At 72.4% G+C, this 23,351-nt stretch carries 22 protein-coding genes and 2 pseudogenes; 11 read left to right on the top strand and 13 right to left on the bottom strand.

What is annotated here, in order from left to right:
* The 4 genes and pseudogenes from GUY61_RS05110 to GUY61_RS39740 all read right to left on the bottom strand — a co-directional run.
* Window positions 1-538, bottom strand: a pseudogene (locus GUY61_RS05110) (hypothetical protein); the annotation flags it as partial.
* Window positions 535-2,154: a M48 family metalloprotease gene (locus tag GUY61_RS05105; RefSeq protein WP_166628843.1), complete on the bottom strand. Its 1,620-nt coding sequence runs from the start codon at window positions 2,152-2,154 to the stop codon at window positions 535-537. The pseudogene GUY61_RS05110 and the gene GUY61_RS05105, both read right to left, overlap by 4 nt.
* Window positions 2,155-2,443: 289 nt before the next feature.
* The gene (locus GUY61_RS05100) at window positions 2,444-3,550 is read right to left on the bottom strand and encodes a hypothetical protein (protein WP_166628842.1); all 1,107 of its coding nucleotides are present in this window, start codon (window positions 3,548-3,550) and stop codon (window positions 2,444-2,446) included.
* Between the two features lie 28 nt (window positions 3,551-3,578).
* Window positions 3,579-3,860 (bottom strand): annotated as a pseudogene (locus tag GUY61_RS39740) (transposase); the annotation flags it as partial.
* A gap of 35 nt (window positions 3,861-3,895) precedes the next feature.
* On the opposite strand from GUY61_RS39740, the gene GUY61_RS05095 reads away from it, so the two are divergent.
* Complete coding sequence (locus GUY61_RS05095; protein ID WP_166628841.1) at window positions 3,896-5,041, top strand: cystathionine gamma-synthase; 1,146 nt, start codon at window positions 3,896-3,898, stop codon at window positions 5,039-5,041.
* Between the two features lie 77 nt (window positions 5,042-5,118).
* On the opposite strand, the gene GUY61_RS39735 is transcribed toward GUY61_RS05095, so the two are convergent.
* The 3 genes from GUY61_RS39735 to GUY61_RS05080 form a co-directional block, all read right to left on the bottom strand.
* Entirely contained in the window at window positions 5,119-5,370 is a 252-nt protein-coding gene (locus tag GUY61_RS39735; RefSeq protein ID WP_166628840.1) for a hypothetical protein, read from the bottom strand.
* Window positions 5,367-5,867, bottom strand: a complete 501-nt coding sequence (locus GUY61_RS39730; protein WP_166628839.1) for a sigma factor-like helix-turn-helix DNA-binding protein — start codon at window positions 5,865-5,867, stop codon at window positions 5,367-5,369. The genes GUY61_RS39735 and GUY61_RS39730 overlap by 4 nt, the downstream gene beginning before the upstream one ends.
* Window positions 5,868-5,941: 74 nt before the next feature.
* Entirely contained in the window at window positions 5,942-6,463 is a 522-nt protein-coding gene (locus GUY61_RS05080; RefSeq protein ID WP_208105582.1) for a MarR family winged helix-turn-helix transcriptional regulator, read from the bottom strand.
* Window positions 6,464-6,860: 397 nt separating this feature from the next.
* On the opposite strand from GUY61_RS05080, the gene ilvA reads away from it, so the two are divergent.
* The 3 genes from ilvA (at window position 6,861) to GUY61_RS05065 (ending at window position 9,931) form a co-directional block, all read left to right on the top strand.
* A complete protein-coding gene (gene ilvA, locus GUY61_RS05075) occupies window positions 6,861-7,997 on the top strand; it encodes a threonine ammonia-lyase (RefSeq protein ID WP_313896524.1) in 1,137 nt (378 codons plus the stop codon).
* 114 nt (window positions 7,998-8,111) lie between these two features.
* Window positions 8,112-9,083 (top strand): ATP-binding cassette domain-containing protein, encoded by a 972-nt coding sequence (locus GUY61_RS05070; RefSeq protein ID WP_166628838.1) that lies wholly within the window; start codon window positions 8,112-8,114, stop codon window positions 9,081-9,083.
* Window positions 9,080-9,931, top strand: coding sequence for an ABC transporter permease (locus tag GUY61_RS05065; RefSeq protein ID WP_166628837.1), 852 nt, complete (start codon window positions 9,080-9,082; stop codon window positions 9,929-9,931). Before GUY61_RS05070 ends, GUY61_RS05065 begins: the two co-directional genes overlap by 4 nt.
* A 119-nt stretch (window positions 9,932-10,050) precedes the next feature.
* On the opposite strand, the gene greA is transcribed toward GUY61_RS05065, so the two are convergent.
* Together greA and GUY61_RS05055 are read right to left on the bottom strand one after the other, a co-directional pair.
* Window positions 10,051-10,548 carry a transcription elongation factor GreA gene (greA, locus tag GUY61_RS05060; RefSeq protein WP_166628836.1) on the bottom strand — a complete coding sequence of 166 codons (498 nt, stop codon included), beginning with the start codon at window positions 10,546-10,548 and terminating at the stop codon, window positions 10,051-10,053.
* A 203-nt stretch (window positions 10,549-10,751) separates the two neighbouring features.
* Window positions 10,752-11,159, bottom strand: coding sequence for a DUF4307 domain-containing protein (locus GUY61_RS05055; protein ID WP_166628835.1), 408 nt, complete (start codon window positions 11,157-11,159; stop codon window positions 10,752-10,754).
* 139 nt (window positions 11,160-11,298) lie between these two features.
* Between GUY61_RS05055 and mca the strand changes: the two genes are divergently transcribed.
* Together mca and GUY61_RS05045 are read left to right on the top strand one after the other, a co-directional pair.
* Window positions 11,299-12,159 carry a mycothiol conjugate amidase Mca gene (mca, locus tag GUY61_RS05050; protein ID WP_166628847.1) on the top strand — a complete coding sequence of 287 codons (861 nt, stop codon included), beginning with the start codon at window positions 11,299-11,301 and terminating at the stop codon, window positions 12,157-12,159.
* Entirely contained in the window at window positions 12,152-12,412 is a 261-nt protein-coding gene (locus GUY61_RS05045) for a hypothetical protein (RefSeq protein WP_243766192.1), read from the top strand. The genes mca and GUY61_RS05045 overlap by 8 nt, the downstream gene beginning before the upstream one ends.
* Window positions 12,413-12,601: 189 nt before the next feature.
* Here the strand turns inward: GUY61_RS05045 and GUY61_RS05040 are convergent, their stop codons facing one another.
* Window positions 12,602-15,811 (bottom strand): tetratricopeptide repeat protein, encoded by a 3,210-nt coding sequence (locus GUY61_RS05040; RefSeq protein ID WP_166628846.1) that lies wholly within the window; start codon window positions 15,809-15,811, stop codon window positions 12,602-12,604.
* 247 nt (window positions 15,812-16,058) lie between these two features.
* The gene (locus GUY61_RS05035) at window positions 16,059-16,643 is read right to left on the bottom strand and encodes a TetR/AcrR family transcriptional regulator (RefSeq protein ID WP_166628834.1); all 585 of its coding nucleotides are present in this window, start codon (window positions 16,641-16,643) and stop codon (window positions 16,059-16,061) included.
* Between the two features lie 103 nt (window positions 16,644-16,746).
* Between GUY61_RS05035 and GUY61_RS05030 the strand changes: the two genes are divergently transcribed.
* Genes GUY61_RS05030 through GUY61_RS05015 form a run of 4 tightly spaced genes read left to right on the top strand, consistent with a single transcriptional unit; the run spans window position 16,747 to window position 19,643 of the window.
* Window positions 16,747-17,922, top strand: coding sequence for a fatty acid desaturase (locus GUY61_RS05030; RefSeq protein WP_166628833.1), 1,176 nt, complete (start codon window positions 16,747-16,749; stop codon window positions 17,920-17,922).
* Complete coding sequence (locus GUY61_RS05025) at window positions 17,922-18,086, top strand: rubredoxin (RefSeq protein WP_166628832.1); 165 nt, start codon at window positions 17,922-17,924, stop codon at window positions 18,084-18,086. Before GUY61_RS05030 ends, GUY61_RS05025 begins: the two co-directional genes overlap by 1 nt.
* On the top strand, window positions 18,083-18,256 hold the full coding sequence (locus tag GUY61_RS05020) for a rubredoxin (RefSeq protein WP_166628831.1): 174 nt from the start codon (window positions 18,083-18,085) through the stop codon (window positions 18,254-18,256). Before GUY61_RS05025 ends, GUY61_RS05020 begins: the two co-directional genes overlap by 4 nt.
* Window positions 18,249-19,643 carry an FAD-dependent oxidoreductase gene (locus tag GUY61_RS05015; protein ID WP_166628830.1) on the top strand — a complete coding sequence of 465 codons (1,395 nt, stop codon included), beginning with the start codon at window positions 18,249-18,251 and terminating at the stop codon, window positions 19,641-19,643. The genes GUY61_RS05020 and GUY61_RS05015 overlap by 8 nt, the downstream gene beginning before the upstream one ends.
* A gap of 37 nt (window positions 19,644-19,680) precedes the next feature.
* On the opposite strand, the gene GUY61_RS05010 is transcribed toward GUY61_RS05015, so the two are convergent.
* A complete protein-coding gene (locus tag GUY61_RS05010) occupies window positions 19,681-20,667 on the bottom strand; it encodes an NAD-dependent epimerase/dehydratase family protein (RefSeq protein ID WP_166628829.1) in 987 nt (328 codons plus the stop codon).
* Window positions 20,668-20,747: 80 nt separating this feature from the next.
* On the opposite strand from GUY61_RS05010, the gene GUY61_RS05005 reads away from it, so the two are divergent.
* Window positions 20,748-21,275, top strand: a complete 528-nt coding sequence (locus GUY61_RS05005) for a DinB family protein (RefSeq protein WP_208105579.1) — start codon at window positions 20,748-20,750, stop codon at window positions 21,273-21,275.
* A 534-nt stretch (window positions 21,276-21,809) separates the two neighbouring features.
* Here GUY61_RS05005 and GUY61_RS05000 read toward each other — a convergent pair.
* A complete protein-coding gene (locus GUY61_RS05000; RefSeq protein WP_166628828.1) occupies window positions 21,810-23,264 on the bottom strand; it encodes an ATP-binding protein in 1,455 nt (484 codons plus the stop codon).
* Window positions 23,265-23,351 lie beyond the last annotated feature (87 nt).

Genomic DNA, 23,351 nt, shown 5'->3' with positions numbered 1-23,351 from the left:
CGGCGGCGCGGGCGATGTCCTCGCGGGCGCGGGCGAGGGTGCGGTGGAAGCCCTCGAACTGCTCGGCCGTCGTGTACTTGGCGCGCTTGGCGCCGCGTATCTCCCAGGCGAGGGAGACGCTGCTGCGGGCGCGGACCAGCGCGGCGCCGGGGTCCTCGGGCCGGGCGTTCTCCCAGGCGAGCAGCCAGTCGTCGTCCTTGACGGCGGCTTCCGCCAGCCGGTAGGAGGCATGGGAGCGGCGCTCCCAGTCCTCGCCGATGTCCTGGAGCAGGGCGGCCGCGGGCTGCCAGTCGCCCTTCTCCGCGGCGGCCGCGGCGGAGGTGAGCGCGGCGGGCAGGGGACCGGCGGACCCGGTGTTCTGCCGTTCGGCGGGCAGCAGGCCGAGGGCGGCTGCCTCGTCCGGGAGCGCGTTGTCGCCGGACGTGCCCTCGCGCCAGCCCTCGATGGCGCCCTTGACGATGGCGGTGCCGAAGTAGAGTCCGATGCCGAGTACGGCGAGGACGACGGGGGTCAGGACGACCCAGAGCAGGACGGTCACGAAGGTTCCTCGGTGAGCTGGGGGAGCAGGGCGCGCAGGGGACGGGTGTCGGGGCGGTCGGCGAGGGCCGCGTCGATGGCGGTGGGCAGGTCGGGTCCGGAACCGTCCGGGCCCGGGGGCAGGTGCACGGTGGCCGCCTCGGACCAGGAGAACTCCCAGCGCAGCAGGCCGCGGCCGCCGAGGTCGGCGAGGACCATCCGGTGGAGGCCCTGCCCCAGGGCGGGGCGTACGAACTCGCGGAAGGCGCGGCCCTTGGCGGCGGCGGCCTCGTCGGACAGGGGCAGGCGCTGGGCGACCTTCCACAGCCGGCCCTCGTCGATGATCCGCAGCAGCGCGGGCAGGGTGGGCCGCTGCCGGGTGTAGAGGGCGAGGGCCCGGTGCAGCGGCGTGTCGTCGCCGGCGAGCCGCGCCGCCATGGCGTGGTCGAGGAGTTCCTGCCAGTCGGCGGCGCGCCGGAAGGCGAGGGCCTCCTGGGTCAGTACGGCGTCCTCCAGCGCGGTGACGGTACGGCCGGGATCGGTGAGGAGCGAGAGCGCGGCGCCCTTGGCCTCGCCGGTGCGTCCGTCGGCGGGCAGTTCCTCGATGCGGCGGACCCGGTCGGCGATGGGCGGGTGCGAGTCGTACGGGGAGACGGGGCCGGTGGGGAGCCGGGAGCGCAGCGGGAGCAGTTCGAGCTCGCGGGCGCCGAGCAGCCGGCCGAAGCCGCCGAAGACCTCGCCGCGCGGCGGGAGCAGGCCCGCGTCGGCGCCGAGCAGGGCGTACGAGCTCATGTAGAACCCGAACGCGGAGTCAAGGACGGGCAGTTCGCGCAGTGCGGAGGCGGTCGCCTCGCGGCCGGCGATCCGGGCGGCGGCCGCGTCGGCGGCGTACTCCTGGCGGCGGGAGCCGGACTGGGTGGCGCGGAAGTACAGCTTGGCGTACGCCGTGTAGATCCGGGCCATCGCCCGGTAGGTGATGCCCGCGCCGCCGGTGTCTACGGTCCTGGCCTTCTTGCCCTTGGCGGCGGCCCTGGCGGCCTTCTTCTCCTGGCGGGTACGCTCGCGTCCCTCCGTCCTCTCGGCGCGTTCCTCGAAGTGGCGGATGGTGCGCAGCACTTGGGCGCGGCCGCGCACGATGATCGCGGCGAGCCGGGTGTCGGCGTTGGAGTAGTGGCCGAGTTCGTGGGCGAGGACGGCCCGCAGCTGGGCCTCGCTGAGGCCCTGCATCAGCGGTACGCCCAGGTAGAGGCGGCGCCGGCCGGGGATCAGGCCGAGGAGGCGGGCGTCCTCGGCGACGGCCGCGTTGACGTCGGCGGTGAGGACGATCTCGGCGGGTGCGCGGGTGCCGACCCGCTCGGCGAGTTCGCGGACGGCGGCCCACAGCGCGGGCTCGTCGGCCTCGGCGACGGGCAGTCCGTCCGGCGCGTCGTCCTTCGGGGTGCGGAGCATGAACACGCCTCGCACCACGGGGATCGCGAGGAGGACCGAGACCACGTACAGCTTGACGGCCAGGCCGGACGGCGTCCACAGGTACAGGGCGTAGTCCATGGCGGCGAGCGCCGCCAGCATGAGGACGCCGAGGAGATGGAACCCGGCGAGCAGGACAAGGGCGCGCAGCGCGCGCAGAGTTGCGCCCATCGGGCAGAGTCCCCCCACGGAACTGATCTGGGAAAGACCCGGAGTATGCCCGAATGTGTGGACGATCGGCAACGCGTTTCAAAGGCCGCCAAATGGTTTCTGACCTGCGCAAACGGCGCAGACGCGCGGCCGGGCGCCATCCGCGGCGATCGACCCGGGTGGCCGCGCGGTGTCCGGCGTTCCACGGTGTCCGGCGTTCCGCGGCGGTCGGCCCGCGGTAATGGCCCGGGCTGCCCACCGGGTGGCCGGGCCGCGCGCCGCGTCCGCGCGGCACCCCGTTCCGCGGCGCTCAGCTCAGCAGCGTCGCCGGGCTGCCGCCGTTCGCCTCGTATCCCGCGACGGCCAGCGCGCGGTACACGGCGTACTCCGCGGCCGGTTCCGCGCCCGTCGACCACGGCAGCGCGCCCACATAGCCGTCGACGTGCTTGACCTGGTCCAGGGCCTCCGCCCAGCGCTCGGCGCGCACAAGGAAGAAGATCAGCAGGTGGCGGACGTGCGCCAGGACCGGGTTGTCCCGGTCCGAGACCGCGTACACGGCGTGCAGGGCGCCCTCGAGGGCCCGCGAGACGGCCTCGCCCTGGTAGAAGCTCTGGCCCACGATCAGGTCGGGCATGTTCTCGTACAGCGAGAACAGCGGAAGCGCGGGAAGCAGCGTGCCGGTGGGCGCGGAGCCCGCAGCGCGCCGGGCGAAGACGTCGGCCAGCTCCCGCGAGCCGTGCCACTTCTCGCACCAGTAGTGCAGTGCGGCCAGGTGCGCCCCCATGTGATGCGGGGCCCGCTCGGCGACCTTCGCCCACAGCGCCTCGAAGTCCTCACGGCCGTAGCCGAGGCCGCGCCCGACGGCCAGCTCGATGATGTACGGGACGGGGTCGCCCGGAGCCAGCAGTGCCGCCTCGCCGCACGCCGTACGGGCCTCCTCCAGGATGATCCGGTGGTCCTGCGAGCCGACGCCGCCCGAGGACCGCCACGCCTGCTGCACCAGGAACTCGGCGTGCACCGCGGCGCCGCCCGGGTCCTTCGGCGACTCCAGGCGCCAGTTGCGCAGCCACAGACCGCCCTTGCCCGGCTGCTGCGCCAGCTCCACGGCGGCCGCGCCCGCGAAGGCCTGCACCCGCTGCCAGCGCAGCTCGCCCTCCTTCGGGGTGCCCGCGAGGAGCTGGGAGGCGGCCCGCCAGTCCTGGGTGCGCTGCACGAGTTCGAGTACGTCGACCAGGTCCTGGTCGGGGCCCGGCAGCCGTACGTCGAGCAGTTCCTGCCGTACGAAGCCGTAGTTCGCCGGGTCGGCGGCGTCCGTGTCGCCCGGCCTGGCCAGCCGGATACCGCCGCCGCGCCGGCCCCGCCATGTCAGAACCGAGACGATCATCAGCACGGCCATCAGGACCCAGAGAATCTCCATGCCTACAAGCGAACCAGACGAAGCACCGTTCCCAAAAGCTGAGCGGGAGTGGGCCCTGTCGCCGGAACTCATGCTCAGCCGCGTGCCCCGAGCGGTGCTGGGTACGCCGGTCACCCGCTTTCGCTCCGCTTCCGGCACGCGCGGATCGTGTCCGTGGTCCGGGAATGCGGGGGCGGGGTTCCTCACGCCCCGGGGTACCCGGTCGGGCCTGGGCGGTCCGATGCCCGCACCCATCGCTCTGGCGGGTGCGGGGCGGTGCCGTCCGTCGCCGGACCGGATGCCCGAGGGCGCGCCTGCCGATCGCCACCTGCTCGCAACCCCCGCGACGAACTACCCTCGGGGCTTATGAGCGACCAGCAAAGCTTCGAGACCCTTGCGATCCACGCGGGTCAGGAGGCCGACCCCCGGACCGGGGCCGTCGTCACTCCGATCTACCAAGTCTCCACGTACAAGCAGGACGGCGTCGGCGGTCTGCGCGGCGGCTACGAGTACAGCCGCTCGGCCAACCCGACCCGCACCGCGCTGGAGGAGAACCTGGCGGCACTGGAGGGCGGCCGGCGCGGCCTCGCCTTCGCGTCCGGGCTCGCGGCGGAGGACTGCCTGCTGCGCACGGTCCTGCACCCCGGCGCCCATGTCGTCATCCCGAACGACGCCTACGGCGGCACCTTCCGGCTGTTCGCGAAGGTGGTCGCGCGGTGGGGCGTGGACTTCTCCGTCGCCGACACCTCCGACCCCGACGCGGTGCGGGCCGCGGTCAACGACCGTACGAAGGTCATCTGGGTCGAGACCCCCTCCAACCCGCTGCTCGGCATCACCGACATCGCGCTGATCGCCGACATCGCGCGGGGCGCGGGCGCGAAGCTCGTCGTCGACAACACCTTCGCCAGCCCCTACCTCCAGCAGCCGATCGCGCTCGGCGCCGACGTGGTACTGCACTCCACGACGAAGTACATGGGCGGTCACTCCGACGTCGTCGGCGGCGCGCTGATCGCGGCCGACGCGGAACTCGGCGAGGAACTGGCCTACCACCAGAACGCGATGGGCGCCGTGGCCGGGCCCTTCGACGCGTGGCTGGTGCAGCGCGGCATCAAGACGCTCGCGGTGCGGATGGACCGGCACAGCGAGAACGCCGCCCGGGTCGTCGAGATGCTGGCCTCGCACCCGAAGGTCTCGCGCGTGCTGTATCCGGGTCTGCCCGAGCACCCGGGGCACGAGGTCGCCGCCAAGCAGATGAAGGCCTTCGGCGGCATGGTGTCGTTCCGTGTCACGGGCGGCGAGGAGGCGGCGGTCGGCGTCTGCGACCGCGCTCGGCTGTTCACGCTCGGCGAGTCGCTGGGCGGCGTCGAGTCGCTGATCGAGCACCCGGGCCGGATGACCCACGCCTCCGTGGCGGGCTCCGCGCTCGAGGTGCCGGGCGATCTCGTACGGCTGTCGGTGGGCATCGAGGCCGTCGACGACCTGCTCGCCGACCTCCAGCAGGCGCTGGGCTGACGCCCCGCTCCCGTCATGCCGGGCGGACGGCTCCGTCCGCCCGGTGCCGGCAGGGCCGCGCGAGGAGCGGGGCGGGGTCACCACCCGACCAGCGGCGGCGTCGTGTCGATCGGGTCCTCGGCCCAGGGATCGTTGACCGAGGTCCATACGACGAGGGCCACGAAGGCCGCGAACAGCAGCAGCCAGGTCAGACGCCGCCGCAGGCGGCGTCCGCGCAGCAGCCGTTCACCGCGTTCGGCGGCGGCGCGGCCCAGATCGGGCGGCACCGCGGGATGGGGCCCGTCCAGCAGACGCCGGACCTCCGCCTCCCCGTGGTCCGGCACGCTCATCGGACCGCCTCCGCGACCCGGGGGCGGCGCCGCGCCTGCGGCGGTCCGGCGCGCAGGGTGCCGACCGCGCGGGCGCAGATGACCCGGACGCGTTCCGCGGGGAGGCCGAGCAGCGCGGCCGTCTGTTCCTCGGCCACCCCCTCGTACAGGCGCAGGACGAGGATCAGCCGCTGCTGCGGGGTCAGCCGTCCGAGCACGCCGTCGCCGCCGCGCCGGTACCGCCAGGCGGTGTGGGCGAAGCGGATCGCGAGCTGCCGGCGGGTGTGGTCGTACGGGTCCTCGCCGCGCAGCCGGTCCCAGTCGGCGTAGGTGTCGGCCAGGGCGCGCGCGAGCAGCCGCCGGGCCGCCGCCCCGTCCCCCGTGAGCAGCCGCCGGGCCGCCGCCCCGTCCCCCGTGAGCAGCGTCGCGGCATGCAGCAGCCGTCCGCCCGCACCCCCGACGAACGCCTGGAACTCCCGGGCCCTGCGGGCTCGGCGATCGGTCTGCCGCTCTCGCACCGCGCGCCTCCTGCCTCCTCCCTCTTATGAGTGCAGGAGCGGGTGCCACCGGTCAAGAGGGCGGTGGTCGCGGGTCAGGACGCCGGGGGCACGTCCGTCTCCTGGGTGTCCTGGGTGGCGTGCGCCGCCTGGAGGGAGGACAGCGCGGAGTTGAAACGGGTGAGGAGCATGGTGAAGGAGTCGCGCTCCTGAGGGGTCCAGCCCTCGGTCACCTGACGCATGAGTTCGCGCCGGGAGCCGCGGACCTCCTCCAGCCTGGCGAGGCCGCGCGGGGAGAGCTGGAGGACGACGGCACGTCCGTCCTCGGGGTGGGAGGTTCGCTTGACCAGCCCGGTGTCGACGAGCGGGGCGACCTGGCGGGTGACGGTCGAGGAGTCGATGCCCATGCCCGCGGCGAGCGCCTTCACACCCATGGGCCCCTCCTGGTCCAGCCGGTTGAGCAGCAGGTACGCGGCGCGGTCCATGGAGTTGCGGACCTGTCCGACTCCGCCGAGCCTGGTCTGCTCGGCGCGCCTGGCGAAGACGGCCACCTGGTGCTGAAGGGCATCGAGAACGCCGGACTCGAGGTCGGTCGTCATGTCCTGGGTCGTGGGCATGGCCGGGTCTCACTTTGTGTGGGGTCGGTAGGTTGGGGGACAGAGTACGCGGAGGAGCGGGTGTCCGTACCTGGCCTCCGGAAAACGATGTACGGCGGTGTGCAATGTCTTGGCCAAGGTTCATCGGAGTGCCCGAACTGCCAGACTTGCGGGCATGAGCGAGAGCACGTACGGCCCTTCGCACGACCCGCAGGACCCGCACGATCCGCAGGACCCGTACCGGCACCGGTCGCACCGCCCGGCGCACCGAGCCCAGGCGCCCCAGGACCCCCGCGGTCCGCATGACCCGCACGGCCTCCGGGCCCCGCACGTGCCCGGTCGCGGGCAGTCGCACGCGGTGACCGCCGAGGACATAAGGGCCGCGCACAAACTGCTCGCCGGTGTCGTCAGGACGACGATGATGGAGGGCAGCCGCCACCTCTCCGGCCTGGTGGGCTCCCCGGTCCATCTCAAGTGCGAGAACCTCCAGCGCACCGGTTCCTTCAAGCTGCGCGGCGCGTACGTGCGGATCGCCGGGCTGAGCGCGGAGGAACGATCCCGCGGAGTGGTGGCCGCCAGCGCGGGCAACCACGCGCAGGGCGTCGCCCTCGCCTCCTCGCTGCTCGGGGTGCGCTCCACCGTCTTCATGCCGGTCGGTGCCCCGCTGCCGAAGGTGGCGGCGACCAGGGAGTACGGAGCCGAGGTGCGGATGCGCGGCCAGGTCGTGGACGACACGCTGGCCGCGGCGCGGGAGTACGCGCGCGAGACCGGAGCGGTGTTCATCCACCCCTTCGACCACCCCGACATCATCGCGGGCCAGGGCACGCTCGGCCTGGAGATCGTCGAGCAGTGCCCCGAGGTGCGGTCCGTCGTCGTCGGTATCGGCGGCGGCGGGCTCGCGGCCGGCGTCGCGGTCGCGGTCAAGGCGGTGCGGCCCGACATCAGGGTCATCGGCGTCCAGGCGGAGGGTGCGGCGGCGTATCCGCCCTCGCTCGCCGCGGGCCGCCCGGTGTCCGTCGAGGCGCCTTCGACGATGGCGGACGGCATCAAGGTGGGGCGGCCTGGCGAGGTGCCGTTCAAAATCATTGGCGATCTGGTGGACGAGGTCCGTACGGTCTCCGAGGACGCGCTTTCGAGCGCCGTGCTGCTGTGTCTCGAACGGGCCAAGATGGTCGTCGAGCCGGCCGGTGCCAGCCCCGTGGCGGCGCTGCTGAGCGATCCGCGCTCCTTCGAGGGGCCGGTCGTCGCGGTGCTGTCGGGCGGCAATGTGGATCCGCTGCTGCTGCAGCGCATCCTCCGGCACGGCATGGCGGCGGCGGGCCGCTACCTGTCGCTGAGGCTGCGGCTGACCGACCGCCCGGGGGCGCTGGCGACGCTTCTGGGGGTGTTGTCAGTGGTCGACGCTAACGTCCTCGACGTGGGGCACGTGCGCACGGTCCCGCGACTGAAGATCACTGAGGCGGAGGTGGAGCTGCACCTGGAGACGAAGGGTCCGGAGCACTGCGCCGAAGTGGGCGCGGCCCTCCGAAGGGCGGGGTACCAGGTTATTGAGTAACGCGATGTATCGCGTTAGTCTGAGGCTCCGTCAACCCTGTGCCGGGCGGGGCAAGTCCGGTATGTCCACCACTACTTCCCGACCCACACTGCTGTGGAGAATGCGGAGATTCACATGCCTGGCGCCATCTACGCCGAAGGCCTGGTGAAAACCTTCGGCGAAGTCAGGGCCCTGGACGGCGTCGACCTCGACGTGCCGGAGGGAACGGTCCTCGGCCTGCTCGGGCCCAACGGCGCCGGCAAGACCACCGCCGTGCGCGTCCTGACCACCCTGCTCCGGCCCGACAGCGGCAGGGCCGTCGTCGCCGGGATCGATGTCGTGAAGCACCCGAACGAGGTGCGCCGCAGCATCGGGCTGTCCGGCCAGTTCGCCGCCGTCGACGAGTACCTGACCGGACGCGAGAACCTTCAGATGGTCGGCCAGCTCTACCAGCTGTCCGGCCGGGCGGCGAAGGCGCGCGCGGGCGAGCTCCTGGAGCGCTTCAACCTCACCGACGCCGCCGACCGGACTGCGAAGACGTACTCCGGCGGCATGCGCCGCCGTCTCGACCTCGCCGCCGCCCTCGTCGTCCAGCCGCCCGTGATGTTCATGGACGAGCCGACGACCGGCCTCGACCCCCACAACCGCCAGCAGTTGTGGGAGGTCATCAAGGAACTCGTCGCCGGCGGCACGACGCTGCTGCTCACCACGCAGTATCTGGAGGAGGCCGACCACCTCGCCCACGACATCTGCGTCGTCGACCACGGCAAGGTCATCGCCCGCGGCACCTCCGACCAGCTCAAGGCCCGCACGGGCGGCGAGCGCGTCGAGGTCGTCGTGCACGACCGGGAGTCGCTCACCGTCGCCGAGGAGGTGCTGCGCGGCTTCGCCAGGGGCGAGGTCGCCATCGAGCAGCACACACGGCAGCTGACCGCCCCCGTCACCGGTGGCGCCAAGCTGCTCGCCGAGATCATCAGGGAACTCGACACCCGCGGGATCGGCATCGACGACATCGGACTGCGCCGGCCGACGCTGGACGACGTCTTCATCTCACTCACCGGCCACGCGGCCGAGGACGCCAAGGAAGAAGAGGAGAAGCGGGCATGACCACCGTGACCGACGCCGTGCGCACCCCTGTGCCGAAGGGGGCCGGGGGCATTGTCGGCTCCGTGCGGGACTCCCTGGTCGTGGCCAAGCGCAACCTGCTGCGGATGCTGCGGATCCCCGAGATGATCATTTTCGGGCTGATCCAGCCGATCATGTTCGTCGTGCTGTTCAGCTACGTGTTCGGCGGCTCCATGAACATCGGCGGCACCACCGAACCGGGCGTGTACCGCGAGTTCCTGATGGCCGGCATCTTCGCCCAGACCGTCACCTTCGCCACCGCGGGCGCCGGTGCCGGCATCGCCGACGACATGCACAAGGGCCTCATCGACCGCTTCCGGTCGCTGCCCATGGCCCGCGGCGCGGTCCTCACCGGCCGTACCCTGGCCGACCTCGTGCAGACCACGCTCACCCTCGTCGTCCTCGCCGTCGTCGCGCTGCTCGTCGGCTGGCGCACCCACACCAGCGTCGGCGAGGTGCTGGCGGGCTTCGCGCTGCTGCTCCTGCTCGGTTACGCGTTCTCCTGGATCGGCGCCCTGATCGGCCTGTCCGTGCGCACCCCGGAGGCGGCCACCTCCGGCGGGCTGATCTGGCTGTTCCCGGTGACCTTCGTCTCGAACGCGTTCGTGGACTCCAGCCAGATGACGCCCTGGCTGCAGCACGTCGCCGACTGGAACCCGTTCAGCGCCACCGTCCAGGCCTGCCGTGAGCTCTTCGGCAACCCCGGGGTGAGCCAGTCCGAGGCCTGGCCGATGCAGCACCCGGTGTGGGCCTCGCTGCTCTGGTCGCTCCTGATCCTGGTGGTCTTCCGGACGCTGGCGGTGCGCAAGTACCGCTCGGCGGCGGCGTGACGGTCCGCCCGCCGGGAACCGTGGAACGGGCCGGGTCCCGGACGCTGCTCACGCGTCCGGGACCCGGCCCGTTCTCCGTGCGCCGCCATCCCGCGGCACCGGGGCGGCGCGGCGCAGGCTCAGCCCTGGTAGGGCTTGGCGTCGAGGATCTTCACCGAGGCCTTCTTGCCGTTCGGCAGCTCGTACTCCGCCTCGTCGCCCACCTTCTTGCCGTTCACGCCCATGCCCAGCGGGGACTGCGGGGAGTAGGTCTCGATGTCTCCGCTCGCGTACTCGCGGGAGGCCATCAGGAAGGTCAGCGTGTCGTCCTCGTCGCCGTCGAAGGCGATCGTCACGACCATGCCGGGCTCGACGACACCGTCGTCCGCGGGCGCCTCGCCGACCTTCGCTTTCTCCAGGAGCTGGGTCAGCTGGCGCACACGGAGCTCCTGCTTGCCCTGCTCCTCCTTGGCCGCGTGGTAACCACCGTTCTCACGCAGGTCGCCCTCCTCGCGCGCCGCCTCGATCTTCTTCGCGATCTCGGTGCGCGCGGGACCAGACAGGTACTCCAGCTCGGCCTTGAGCTGGTTGTACGCCTCCTGGGTCAGCCAGGTGACGTTCTCGGTCGTCTGGGTCACAGGTGCTCCTCGTAGGTACTGGGAATACAAAGCATCGCCCTACCCCAAAGGATGTGCCTCTACGGGTGGGCGAAACCACGAGCCTAACAATTCAACGGGAAAAGGGGGAGGACATAATTCACGGACGCGCCGTTGAACCAGCTCAGGGCCACCCTGCCGGTGCCGGTGCCCGTGCCACGGACGCTCCGGGGCCCGGGCGCGGCTCAGCCGGCGTCGGCCGAGCAGCCGACGAGCTCCACCGCCGTGGCCCGACCCGTCGTCCGGACCGAGACGACCTCGTCGATCCGGCTCTCGCCCGCGCCGAAGCGGGCCTCCTTGAGGCCGACCTCCTTGTGGTCGACGTCCAGCGCACGGAGCGTGCACACCCCGTCCGTCCCCGTGTCCTTGCGGACCTCGATGTGGGCCTGAGCCTCCGTGCCGGAAACCACGTCGAACTTGATCAGTTCGCCGCTGATCGCGGACCCGCCGACATAGTGCAGCCCGAACCAGCCCATCAGCGCCAGCAGGCCGACGCCGAGCAGCGAGCCGATGATCTTGAGCTTGCGGTCCGCGCGTTCGTCCGCGGAGCGGCCGTACCGGCCCTCGGGAAGCACCTGACGCGCGGTGGCCATGATCTTTCCTCCTGGGAGGACGCCGGGTGGGGCGAGACGGAATTTTCACCCCTTCGATTCCGTCACTATAGAAGCCGCCTTCTACCACCAGACACCGAGGGATCGAGTCTTGACTGTGCAGAGTGAGCAGCTGCGACTGATGTGTGTCCACGCCCATCCCGACGACGAGTCGAGCAAGGGCGCGGCCACCATGGCCAAGTACGTGTCCGAAGGTGTCGACGTTCTCGTGGTGACCTGCACCGGCGGGGAGCGCGGGTCGATCCTCAACCCGAAGCTCCAGGGCGACGCCTACATCGAGGAGCACATCCACGAGGTGCGCGCCCGCGAGATGGATGAGGCCCGGCAGATCCTCGGCGTCAAGCAGGAGTGGCTGGGCTTCGTCGACTCCGGCCTGCCCGAGGGGGACCCGATGCCGCCGCTGCCGGAGGGCTGCTTCGCCCTGGAGGACCCCGAGAGCGCCGCGGGCCGGCTGGTGAGGCTGATCCGCGAGTTCCGTCCGCAGGTCGTCACGACGTACGACGAGAACGGCGGCTATCCGCATCCGGACCACATCATGACCCACACGATCTCGATGATCGCCTTCGACGGCGCGTCGGACACCGGGAAGTACCCGGAGGAGGAGTTCGGCGCGGCCTTCCAGCCGCAGAAGCTGTACTACAACCAGGGCTTCAACCGGCCGCGCACGACCGCCCTGCACGAGGCGCTGCTGGAGCGCGGCATGGAGTCGCCGTACGGCGAGTGGCTGGAGCGCTGGAAGACCTTCCAGCGGACCGAGCGCACCCTGACCACGCACGTTCCCTGCGCCGACTTCTTCGAGATCCGCGACAAGGCCCTGATCGCCCACGCCACGCAGATCGACCCGGACGGCGGTTGGTTCCGCGTGCCGATGGAGCTCCAGAAGGAGGTCTGGCCGACCGAGGAGTACGAACTGGCCAAGTCTCTCGTGGACACCTCCCTCCCCGAGGACGACCTCTTCGCGGGCATCCGCGACAATGGCTGACGTGAACGCACACCTGGCAGTGGCACAGCTGGTCCCGCTCGCGAAGGAACTCGACCAGAACAAGGTGACCCCCGGCGTCCTCGGCTTCATCGTCTTCGCGGTGATGGGCCTGGCCGTCTGGTTCCTGATGAAGTCGATGCACCGGCACATGGGGAAGGTCGCCTTCGACGAGCCCGCGGACGCGGAGGGCACGGCCGGCAGGGCCGGGGTCCCGTCGGGCTCCGCCCCGAAGCCCGGCCCGCAGGGCTCCTGAGCTCCCGCGGCAGGGCCCGGGTCCCGGCGACGGGCGGCCCGGGCCCGGTTTCGCGTTGCCCGCTTCGGGCCCCGTTCCGCCGAGGCCTGCCCCCGCGCTGCCCCTGCCCTCACCGGACCCTGCACCGGCCGCCCGCGCCGGGCGGCCGGTGCAGGGTCCGGTGCAGGGTCCGGTGCAGGGAGGAACGCGTCACGCCGGCGCCATCACCCCCATGACCTCGCGCGCGTGGCGGCTCGGGACCATGCCCAGGCGCCAGGCCGGCCAGCCCGCGTCCAGGTCGACACCCCGCTCCAGCACCAGCGCGAAGGCCTCCGCGCAGTCCTCCAGCTTGGCGTCGCGGGCCGGATGGGTGGCCGCGATCAGCCGGTCCAGTTCCTCGCGTGCCACCGCCGCCCCGACCTCGGAGCCGCCCGGCGAGGCGAGCGGGAGCAGCGTGCAGCGCAGGAAGCGGGCCCAGTCCTCGCCGCGCCGGTCGCCGTACGAGGCGAACAGCCCCGCGGCCTCGTCGCACAGGCCGAGGGCCTGGGCCGCGCGCCCGTTGCCCGCGTCCACGACGGCCAGCTCCAGGCAGGTCCACGCCTCGCCGTGCGCCACCCCGATGCGGTGGAAGTCGGCGCGGGCGTCGACGAGCAGCTGGCGCGCGAAGCCGCTGTTGCGCAGCGACCCGGTCTGCGCGGCCCGCTGGTCGCGGGTGACGCGCGCCGAGTGGTGGCGGGCGCAGGCCAGCCCATACACGTCGCGCATCCGGGAGAAGGCGGTCCTGGCCCGCTCCAGCTCCCGTACCGCCGTGTCGTAGTCGCCGCGCTCCTCCAGGGCCTGCCCCAGGTAGTAGCGGGTCCAGGCCTCACCGCGCGCGTCCTCGTTGTCGCGGTGCCTGGACAGCGCCTGCCGCAGCCCGTCCACGGCGGGCGCCGGGTCGCCGGCGACCAGCCGGGCCCGCGCCAGCTGGGTCATCGCCCAGGCCTCGCCGCGCCCGTCCCGGGTGCGGCCGTAGAGGTCAAGGGCGAGCCGCAGTTCGCTCTCCGCCTTCACGACGTCACCCATGCGCAGGTACAGCTGTCCCAGCTGGAAGTGGGCCCAAGCCTGGCCGTGCAGGCTCTCGCTCTCCACATGCAGCTCGACGGCCGCGTTCAGCAGCGCCAGCGCCTCCGCGACCCGGCCGCGGTCGCGTTCGACCGCCGCCAGCGCGTGCATCGTCCACGCCCGGTCGGCCCGCAGCCCGTCCGCCGACTGCAACCGCATGGCCTCGTGCAGCTTGGCCGCCGCCTCCCGCAGATTGCCCTGGTGGTGCAGGGTGATGCCCAGGGAGCAGAGCGCGCGGGCGGCGCCCGCCTCGTGCTGGGCCTCGAAGTACAGGTCGACGACCGAGGACAGCGTCGTACGGGCCTTGTCCAGCTCACCGAGCTGGCGGGCCGCGATACCCGTACGCCACTGCACCGACCTGACCAGCAGCCCCTGGTCCACGGCCTGCGTCAGCTCACTGATCTCACCGAGGCGGTACAGGTCGCCGCGCAGCAGGCAGTAGTCGCACAGCGCGCCCAGCAGATGCAGCACGGCGGACTGGTCCACGCCGTCGGCGTGCCGCACGGCGGCCGTGATGAAGCTCGATTCCTCGTCCAGCCAGCGCAGGGCCGCGTCGAGGGAGGTGAAGCCGTGCGGTCCGAAGTGGTCGGCGCGGGTGGAGTTCTTGCCGTCGACCAGGCGGATCACGGAGTCGGCGAGTTCGGCGTAGTTGCGGATCAGCCGCTCCTGGGCGGCGGAGCGCTCCGCCGGGTTCTCCTCGTCCACGAGCCGCGCCTGCGCGAAGGCCCGTACGACGTCGTGCAGGCGGAAGCGGCTGCCGCGCACCCGGTCGATGAGACCCGCGTCGGCGAGCGCGGTCAACTGCCGCAGGCCCTCGGTCTCGTCCGTGCCGAGGAGCGCCGCCGCGGCCGCCGCGCCGAGGCTCGCCCGCCCGGCGAGCGCGAGCCGCCGCAGCAGCCTGCGCGCCGTCTCCGACTGGTCGGTGTAGCGCAGCCACAGTGCCCGCTCGGCGGGCGCGACCGGGCCGTACGCCGCGAGTTCGCCGGCCAGCCGGCCGTAGCCGCGCGGGCCGAGCGAGGAACCGGCGGTCCGCAGGGCGAGCGGCAGCCCCGCGCACAACTCACGGATCCGGTCCGCCGATTGATCGTCGTAGGGCCCCGGATCCCCGGTCGCCGCCGCCCGCAGCAGCTCGCGCGCACCAGCCGCGCCGAGACCCTCGACGGGCAGCTGGTGCACCCAGGCCGGTACGTCGGCCCCGAGCGGAAGCGGCTCCCGGCTGGTGACCAGGACCAGACTGTCCGAGCGCTCCGGGATCAGCGTACGCACCTGCTCGGGGTCGCTCGCATCGTCCAGGACGACGGTGACCGGCAGCCCCGTCAGATGCTGGTGGTACACCTCGCTCAGCCGCCTGACCTGCTGGTCCTGCGAGGACCGCTCCCTGAACAGCAACTGCTCGCGGGGCGCGCCGAGCCGGTTGAGCAGGTGCAGCAGCGCGTCGCGCGTCGACAGCGGCGGCTCGTCCGTCGTACCGCCGCGCAGATCGACCAGGACCGCCCCGCGGAACTGGTCCCGCAGATGGTGCACGGCCCGCACGGCGAGCGTGCTGCGCCCGCTGCCGGGCGGCCCGTGCAGGACCACGACGGTCGGTTTCGTCTCGGTGCTCGCGCGGGCCGCGTGCACCCATTGCGCGATCCTCGTCATTTCCTCACGGCGCCCCGCGAACGGGCCGTCCGTACCGGGAAGCTGGGTGAACGACTGCTCCAGCACGGCCCTGCGGCGTGCCGCGGCGCTCTTGTCGCCGCCGCGCAGCTGGGGCCCCGCGGTCTTCCCGGGCTTCTTCCTCGGCCCCGTCCCCGCGGCCAGCACCCGCTGCTGGTCGATGAACGGGCGGATGCCCCGGACTTCGAGCGCTGTCAGCCACTGGAGCCGCAACTGCTCGGGCCCGCCCGGCTGGCCCAGGGCGCCGGCCCGGTGGTGCGCGGCCGGCCAGTGCCCCGCCGTCGCCTTGGCGACGGTGGCCACCGCCCCGGCCACGCCGACCGCCGCGCCCGCGCCGAGCGCCGTACCGGCACCCGTGCCCAGCGCCAGGTCCGCGCCCAGCGCGACCACCGCGCCGACCGCCGTCACCAGCAGCGGGGTCCCCACGGCGTCCTTGCTCAGCCGTTCGCCGAGCGGCCGCTGCCCGGCCTCCGCCTCGTCCAGCGCCCTCGTGTACGCCGCGTACTCCTCGGCGGCCGTCTCCGCCATCGCGTCGAGCGCCCCGCGGGCCCGTGCCAGCAGCACGGCCCCGTCCGTCCGCCCGCCCGACCGCCGTACCTCTTCCTCGACGGCCCGCGCCAACAGCCGGTCCGCCTCACCCCTGTGACTGTCCCTCAGCCCGCCGCCCGGCCCGTGTGCACCAGCCCCGCCCGGCATCTGCGCCCCCTTCGCGTGTCGGTTCAGGCGTCAAGTGTCCTGCGTGACGGGCGACGGCGACAGGGAGCCGGGCGACCTACACGGTCTCCGCACCATCCTGGGCGCCGGTCCGTGCGCCATCCTGCGCCCCGGCTGCCGCCGCCCCCGTCCGTGCGCGGGGGCGGACGGCAGGCGGATGGCGCGAAGTGCCCTTGCCGGACAGCGCGGTTCAGGCTTGTGCGACCCGCATGGTGATCTCGGCGATGCGTTCCGCGGAGAGGTCGGACGGCAGGACCGGCTGGACGAGGTGGCTGACCGTCAGGCGCACCACCGCTTCGACGGCCAGGTCCCGCGAGTGGGCGTCGATTTCGGGCCAGACCTCCGCCGTGTAGGCGGTGAGCATGCCGATGGCGGTGTCCAGGAGGGGCTCGGAGCGGGTCGTCAGGTGGGAGAGCAGGTCCTCGTCACCGCCCCGGCTGCTGGTCAGGATGGCCTTGAGCAGCGGATTGTCGGCCGCCGTGCGCAGGGTGTACCCGATGGCGGCGGTGATGGCGGCCCTCATGTCGCCGGGGTGCGCGAGGAGCTGGTCCTGTATGCCGGTGAGAAAGCGTTCCACCTCGCGCATCACCATCGCCTGGCCGATGGCCGCCTTGGAGCCGTACTCGGTGTAGACGGTCTGCCGGCTCACTCCGGCGGTGGTGGCGATATGGGTCATCTTCAGCCGGTCCCAGCCCTCGGCCGCGACCCGCTCGTAGGCGGCGTCCAGGATCCGTTCCTTGAGCATGGAGCGGACCGACTCTCGATAGCGCGTCATCTCGGCCCCATCCTAACGAGCAACGTCCGAGATCTTGACGGCCGGTGCGGCACTGTCTAGTTTCTGGACAGTTCGCAGTCAGACTGTCCAATGGAGGTGGGTCATGGCGGGGACCTCGTATCCGCTCGGAGCGCCGGCGTCGCAGGTGGCGTGGCGAGACGGCAAGCGCTACCTGTGGTTGCTCGGACTGGTTCTGCCCGCCTTCCCGTTCGCGGCGTGGGGACTGGCGGCGGTCACGGGGCACGGCTACTTCTGGTGGCTTCTGCCGCCGGTCGTCTTCGGCGTGATCCCGCTGGTGGACCTGCTGGTCGGCAAGGATTCCGACAATCCGCCCGACAGGGTCCTGGCCTGGCTGGAGTCGGACCGCTACTACCGCTGGTGCACCTACCTGTTCCTGCCCCTCCAGTACGCCGGGCTGGTGCTGGCCTGCTGGCTGTGGTCCCGCGGCGGTCTGTCGGCCACGGACAAGGCGGGGCTGACGGTCACGATCGGCATCGTCGCCGGGTTCGGCATCAACACCGCGCACGAACTGGGCCACAAGAAGGACGCGCTGGAACGCCTGCTGGCGCGGATCGCCCTCGCCCAGACCTGCTACGGGCACTTCTACATCGAGCACAACCGCGGCCACCATGTGCGGGTCGCCACCCCCGAGGACCCCGCGAGCTCCCGACTGGGCCAGTCCTTCTGGGAATTCCTGCCCCGCTCGGTGTACGGCAGCGCCCGCTCGGGCTGGCACCTGGAGAAGCAGCGGCTCGGCCGGCTGGGCAAGGGCCCGTGGAACCCGCACAACGACGTGCTCAGCGCGTGGGCGATGTCGGCGGCCCTCTTCGCCGTGCTCACCGCCGCGTTCGGGCCGGACGTGCTGCCGTACCTGGCGGTCCAGGCGGTCATCGGCTTCTGCCTGCTGGAGGTCGTGAACTACCTCGAGCACTACGGGCTGCTGCGGCAGAAGACCCACTCGGGCCGCTACGAGCGCTGCACCCCGCAGCACAGCTGGAACAGCGACGACATCGCATCCAACATCTTCCTCTACCACCTGCAGCGGCACAGCGACCACCACGCCAACCCCACCCGCCGCTACCAGGCCCTGCGCCACTTCGAGGAGTCCCCGCAACTGCCCACCGGGTACGCCGGGATGATCCTGCTCGCCGTCGTGCCGCCGCTGTGGCGGCGCGTGATGGACCCCAGGCTGCTCGCCCACTACGACGGTGACGTCACCCGGGCCAACATCCACCCCCGCAACAGGGGCAGGGTCCTCGCCCGCCACGGGAGCCGCTGATGAGCCGCTACCTGTGCCCCGTCTGCGACTACGTGTACGACGAGCTTGCCGGCGCGCCGCGCGAGGGGTTCCCCGCCGGTACGGCCTGGGCGGATGTGCCCGACGACTGGCCCTGCCCGGACTGCGGGGTTCGCGAGAAGATCGACTTCGAGGAGTTGGCGTGAAGGTCTGGGAATGCCTGGTGTGCGGTTTCGTCTACGACGAGGCGCGGGGCTGGCCCGAGGAAGGCATCGCCCCCGGTACCCGTTGGGAGGACATCCCGGACGACTGGTCCTGCCCCGACTGCGGTGCCGCCAAGGCCGACTTCCGGATGGCCGAGGCGTCCCGTGCCTGAGACCATGCCCCGCACCATCGCCGTGGTCGGCACCGGAATCGCCGGCGCGACCGCCGCGCTCACCCTGCGCGAGGAGGGCTTCGACGGCCGCATCCTCCTGGTCGGCGAGGAACGCCATCCCCCGTACCGGCGTCCGCCGCTGTCCAAGGACCTTGTCAAGCGGGCCCTGACGCCCGAGCGGCTCCGCCTGAAGCCGCCGACGGCCTGGCAGGAACTGGGCATCGAACTGCGCACCGGCACGAAGGTCACCGGCATCGCCGGCGGCGCCCTGGAATGCTCCGACGGAAGCCGGCTGCCGTACGACAGACTGCTGCTGGCGACCGGAGGACGCGCCCGCACCCTGCCGTACGCCGCCGGGCACGACCATGTGCACACCCTGCGCGGCCTCGGCGACGTGCCCGCTCTCCGCGCCGACCTGGAGTCCGGCGGCCCGCTGCTGGTCATCGGTGCGGGACTGGTCGGCCTGGAAGTCGCCGCGACCGCCCGGTCGACGGGACTCGACGTCACCGTCCTGGAGGCCGACGAGGAGCCCCTGCGCCGTTTGCTGCCCGCCCACCTGCGCCGCGCCGTCCTGGAGCTTCACCGGGCCCACGGGACCCGGGTGCACACCGGGGTCGCGCTCACCGGACTCGCCCGGCGGGACGGCATGCTCGTGGCAACCGCCCGGGACGGAAGGAACTGGCACGCCCAGACGGTGCTGGTCGCCGTCGGCATGCGGCCCGACGTCGAACTGGCCGCCCGGGCGGGCCTGGACGTGGGTGACGGCATACTCGTCGACGCCCTGGGCACGACCAGCGATCCGCACATCTTCGCGGCAGGGGACGTGGCTCTGTATCCCGACCCGGTCCTTGGACGACGGGTGCGCGTCGAGCAGTGGAACCACGCCCAGCAGCAAGGCGCCGCCGTCGCGAGGAACATGCTCGGCGCCGGAACACCCTTCACCGCGGTGCCCTGGTCGTGGACCGACCAGTACGGCGTCATGCTGCAGATCGCCGGTCATTTCGCCGACGCCGACTCCCTGACGGTGCAGGGCGACATCTCCGGTTTCGACTTCGCCGCCCTGGCGACCGCGAACGGACGCCCCGTGGGGGCCGTGGCGGCCGGCAGACCCCACGACTTCCGTGCCCTGCGGACGGTCCTCGACCACCCGGGCGGCAGCCCGTCCTTGCGCACAGGTCACACCGACGGTCCACCGGACGGGCATACGGTCCGGGCTCAGGCCCCGACATCGGTCACAGCCGAGGTCAGGTCCTGGCTCTCCGAGGAACTTCCGGTGCACCGCGTGCGGTTGCGGGACGCAGCCGTGGATGAGCAGGCGCGGAAGCGTGCCGAGCGCGGAGGGAGAACGCATGCCGCCGAAGAGCACCCGCACGGCGCCGTGACGTAGCCGGGGCGCGGCGCGAACAGGAGGAGACCGAGGACGTTCAGCCGAGAGCTTCGAGCAACTCGTGCTCGCGCCCGGCGCTGAGGCCGGCGCGTCTGGCCCGGTCCAGACCCTGTTCGCGTTCCCAGGCCAGCGTGTCGGCCAGCAGCTCCGCCCGGGGCCGATGGCGCAGCCCCGCAGCGCGCGCGGCGACCCCGTTCCGGGCCGACCACCCTTCCCAGCCCGGCCTGGCCAGCCACATCGGCAGCGACTCGGGTCCCATGTACTCGGCCACGCCGTGCGCGAGCAGCCAGGCCGAGTCCGCGGTGACCACCGGGCCGGTGTGCCCGCCGACGGCGCGGGACAGCTCGATCCACTCTGCGAACGGAACGACCGGGCCGACAGCGTCGTAGGTGCCGGTGATCCCCGTCTCCGCGGCGTCGAGAAGCCAGGAGGCGAGGTCCCGCGCATCGACCGTCTGGGTCGGCATGGCCGGCGCGTCGGGCACCAGCATGGGTCCCCGCGGATCGCGTGCGGCACGGGCCACCCAGTAACCGGAGCGTCCGCTGTGGTCGCCCGGGCCGCCGATGAGACCGGCGCGTGCGACGAGGAGTCGGTCCCCCACGACGGCCGCCGTCGCCTGCTCGCAGGCGACCTTCGCCTCGCCGTACAACGCGCGGTCGACCTCGCTCCGGTCGGTCGGAGCGAGGAGGGCCGCCGACTCGTCCGCGTCCCGCACGCCGTGGGAGGCGTAGGCGCTGACGGAGGAGACATAGGTCCAGTGCCCGGCCCTGCCGCCCAGCGCGTCCAGCGCCTCGCGAACGAAGCCCGGCTGCCACGACACCTCGATGACCGCATCCCAGACGCGGTCGAGCACCGGTTCGTACGCCGAGGGTTCCCGCCGGTCGGCGGTCACCAGCGTCGCTCCGTCGGCGACTTCCCCGCTCTCGCCGCGAGCGAGGCACGTCACCCTGTGGCCCCGCCCAGTCGCCTGCTGCGACAACTCCCGCCCCACCCACGCCGTTCCGCCCAGAACCAAGATGTCCATACCGACACCCAAGCACCGCGAACACCGAACACCCGGGCGGATTCGCCGACAGCGGAGAGCGTGCCTGCAAGGGTGGGGGCATGACGAAGACACCCGATGGCCGGCCCATCCCGCCCCCGCATGCCGATGAGCGGGCCATGCTGGAGGCGTGGCTCGACTTTCACCGTGCGACCCTCGCCCTGAAGTGCGCGGGCCTGACCGACGAACAGCTACGGCTCGCGGCGGCGTCACCCTCGTCGATGACGCTGCTCGGCCTCGTCCAGCACATGGCCGAGGTGGAACGCAACTGGTTCCAGCGCGTGTTCGTGGGGCAGGACGTGCCACCGGTCTTCGGCGAGAGCAACGGCGACGGCTTCGCCCTCTTGCCGGACCGGGGACTCGACGAGGCCACGGCCGCCTGGCAGGCGGAGATCGCGCGAGGCCGTGAGCTCGTCGCAGCCGCATCACTGGACGACTCCGGCCACCTGTCCGAGAGGGAAGCGGGTCACGTCGGCGAGCAGGGAGTCTCCCTGCGCTGGATCATGGTTCACATGATCGAGGAGTACGCACGCCACAACGGTCATGCCGACCTGATCAGGGAAGGGGTCGACGGGGCGACCGGGGCATGAGGTGTGCCCGGCGGCGGGTGCGGTTCCTCGGGGGTGAGCAGCTACCCGGCGCGAATGTGGGCTCATATTGCAGTTGAGAACAGGCATACCGGGCGCCTGGAGTGCTCTTTGAGCCCACATTCGAACCTCGAACCGATCCTCCGCCGCCCACCCGTCGTTCGAAGCGCCCTGCGGCGGCGGCCCTGTCCGGCCACCGGGCCGGGGCACCGGGCGGCGACTCCGTGTACCTGTCGCTGCGCTACCGCGCGGACGCATTGAGGGTCGTCGTCTTCGACGGGCATCCGGCCCACCGACACCCGCTGCTCGCCGCGCACTGCGACGCCCGGCGGCGGGACCGGCCGGGGAGGCTGGCCGACGCCGTGGAGGCGTACCGGGGCGACTGGGGCTTCGGGGACGCGCGGGAGCCCGCCGGGGGGCACCCGGGCGTGGGCGGTGCTCCCGTGGGGAGGCGAGCCGGCGCCGCATGCCTGAACCGTTCGCCGGGGCGGCCGTGCTCACGTCACGCGCCTGCGCCCAGGCGTCACGGTCACACGGTCACGCGCGCCAAGCCGCGATCACGTCCTCCGGTCCCCATTCCAGCCCCGCCGCCCCCGGCGGGAGCGAGGATCCGGACAGGGAGACGACGGCGAGTCCGGTCGTTCCCGGGACGAAGCCGGGAACCTGGACCGCGCCCCGGTGCAAGGCGGCCAGGTCGTGCTGGTCGAAGGCGGTGCCGAGCCATTTGACGGAGCCGGCGTAGAACACGGTCCTGGCGACGGGGGCGCGGTCGGCGCCGATGAGGTCGATCTCGGGGCTGAACTGCCGGTTCCACCAGCCGCCGACGGCCTCGGCGTCCGGCCAGGGGAACTGGTGGGAGTCGGACAGCGCGGCAAGCTCCAGCGCTTCGCGGACCAATGGCTCCACCGCGCGCCCGCGCCAGGCGGCCCAGCGGCGCCGCACCGTCCGGAAGGCAGCCTCGGGGCGGCCGCGTCTGACGAGCTCCTGGGCGGAGCGCAAGGCCGCGAGATACAGGCGGAGGTTGCTGTCGGCCACGCGGTGGAGCGCCGGCTTCCCGGGCTTCGTGGACAGCGGCATGTCCACCGCCAGGACACGCTTCTCCTCGGTGAGCCGGCGCAGCAGGGGAGACAGTATCCCGGACGGGAGTGCCCCGCTCTGGCTGCCGGCCGTCGCGGCGATGTTGGCGTGGGTGCGGTCACCCGCACCGACCGCCTCCAGGACGCGTCGCGTGTGGTCCGGCGCCGGGAACTCCGCCAGCAGCGAGGACTCGGGTACGGAGAAGAGCGGTGACGCCGGGTCGGCGCACTGGGCCTCGACGAAGTCCAGGGCGGGAGTCGCGTGCGGCCAGGCGCGGAGGATGCCGGGGAGCCCGCCGGACACGAGGTGGGCGTCGATGGCGTCCGCAGCCTCCAGGCCCAGGGCGCCGCCCGTCTCCGCCGGGTTGAGCGGCCCGAGCACCATGCTGTCCGCGCGGCCGTAGAAGGGCCGGTCGTACGCGGTGAACCGCTCCATCATGTGCAGGTCGCTGCCGAGCAGGAGCAGCAGCACGGGCCGGCCGGACAGCAGCCGGTCCCAGGCGGTCTGGAGCGCTCCGTCGAAGACCGGGTCCTGTTCGGCGAGCCAGGGCAACTCGTCGATGACCACGATGCCCGGCCCCGGGGGAAGCAGGCCGGCCAGCATGCGGAATGCGTCGGGCCAGCTCGTCGGCGGGTTCGCGGGGACGAGATCCCGCTGGGGCGGAAGGCAGGAGTCGCGCAGTTCGGACGTGAAGGCGGTCAGGGCCTCGATCGGTGAGGTGCCCTTGGTCGCGGTGAAGAAGACGTACGGCACCCGCGCCCGGTCGCAGAACTCCTGGACCAGACGCGACTTGCCGACCTGGCGGCGCCCTCTGATGGCAAGGGCGCCGCCCGCGCCGGTCGCCGTGATCCGGTCCAGGCGGCGGCGGAGCGCGTCGAGCTCCATGGTGCGGCCGACGAAAGGCGTAGGGGGCATAGGGGCGGCGTCCCTTCACGGCTCCGGGAACCCAGCTGTTGGAGGTAGATTTCAACTACATAGAAGGAATCTACGTAGATTCATTCT

It is taken from the genome of Streptomyces sp. GC420, assembly GCF_009916105.1.
Taxonomy (GTDB): Bacteria; Actinomycetota; Actinomycetes; order Streptomycetales; family Streptomycetaceae; genus Streptomyces.
Note: the sequence above shows the minus strand (reverse complement) of the source record. Positions and strands in the feature narration are given on the sequence as shown.

What these genes read in the sequence shown, in the direction of transcription:
- GUY61_RS05105 (WP_166628843.1), bottom strand. Translation starts at nt 2,154, where the DNA reads ATGGGCGCAACTCTGCGCGCGCTGCGCGCCCTTGTCCTGCTCGCCGGG.
- GUY61_RS05100 (WP_166628842.1), bottom strand. Translation starts at nt 3,550, where the DNA reads ATGGAGATTCTCTGGGTCCTGATGGCCGTGCTGATGATCGTCTCGGTT.
- GUY61_RS05095 (WP_166628841.1), top strand. Translation starts at nt 3,896, where the DNA reads ATGAGCGACCAGCAAAGCTTCGAGACCCTTGCGATCCACGCGGGTCAG.
- GUY61_RS39735 (WP_166628840.1), bottom strand. Translation starts at nt 5,370, where the DNA reads ATGAGCGTGCCGGACCACGGGGAGGCGGAGGTCCGGCGTCTGCTGGAC.
- GUY61_RS05080 (WP_208105582.1), bottom strand. Translation starts at nt 6,463, where the DNA reads ATGCCCACGACCCAGGACATGACGACCGACCTCGAGTCCGGCGTTCTC.
- ilvA (WP_313896524.1), top strand. Translation starts at nt 6,861, where the DNA reads ATGATGGAGGGCAGCCGCCACCTCTCCGGCCTGGTGGGCTCCCCGGTC.
- GUY61_RS05070 (WP_166628838.1), top strand. Translation starts at nt 8,112, where the DNA reads ATGCCTGGCGCCATCTACGCCGAAGGCCTGGTGAAAACCTTCGGCGAA.
- GUY61_RS05065 (WP_166628837.1), top strand. Translation starts at nt 9,080, where the DNA reads ATGACCACCGTGACCGACGCCGTGCGCACCCCTGTGCCGAAGGGGGCC.
- GUY61_RS05055 (WP_166628835.1), bottom strand. Translation starts at nt 11,159, where the DNA reads ATGGCCACCGCGCGTCAGGTGCTTCCCGAGGGCCGGTACGGCCGCTCC.
- mca (WP_166628847.1), top strand. Translation starts at nt 11,299, where the DNA reads ATGTGTGTCCACGCCCATCCCGACGACGAGTCGAGCAAGGGCGCGGCC.
- GUY61_RS05045 (WP_243766192.1), top strand. Translation starts at nt 12,152, where the DNA reads ATGGCTGACGTGAACGCACACCTGGCAGTGGCACAGCTGGTCCCGCTC.
- GUY61_RS05035 (WP_166628834.1), bottom strand. Translation starts at nt 16,643, where the DNA reads ATGACGCGCTATCGAGAGTCGGTCCGCTCCATGCTCAAGGAACGGATC.
- GUY61_RS05030 (WP_166628833.1), top strand. Translation starts at nt 16,747, where the DNA reads ATGGCGGGGACCTCGTATCCGCTCGGAGCGCCGGCGTCGCAGGTGGCG.
- GUY61_RS05025 (WP_166628832.1), top strand. Translation starts at nt 17,922, where the DNA reads ATGAGCCGCTACCTGTGCCCCGTCTGCGACTACGTGTACGACGAGCTT.
- GUY61_RS05010 (WP_166628829.1), bottom strand. Translation starts at nt 20,667, where the DNA reads ATGGACATCTTGGTTCTGGGCGGAACGGCGTGGGTGGGGCGGGAGTTG.
- GUY61_RS05005 (WP_208105579.1), top strand. Translation starts at nt 20,748, where the DNA reads ATGACGAAGACACCCGATGGCCGGCCCATCCCGCCCCCGCATGCCGAT.
- GUY61_RS05000 (WP_166628828.1), bottom strand. Translation starts at nt 23,264, where the DNA reads ATGCCCCCTACGCCTTTCGTCGGCCGCACCATGGAGCTCGACGCGCTC.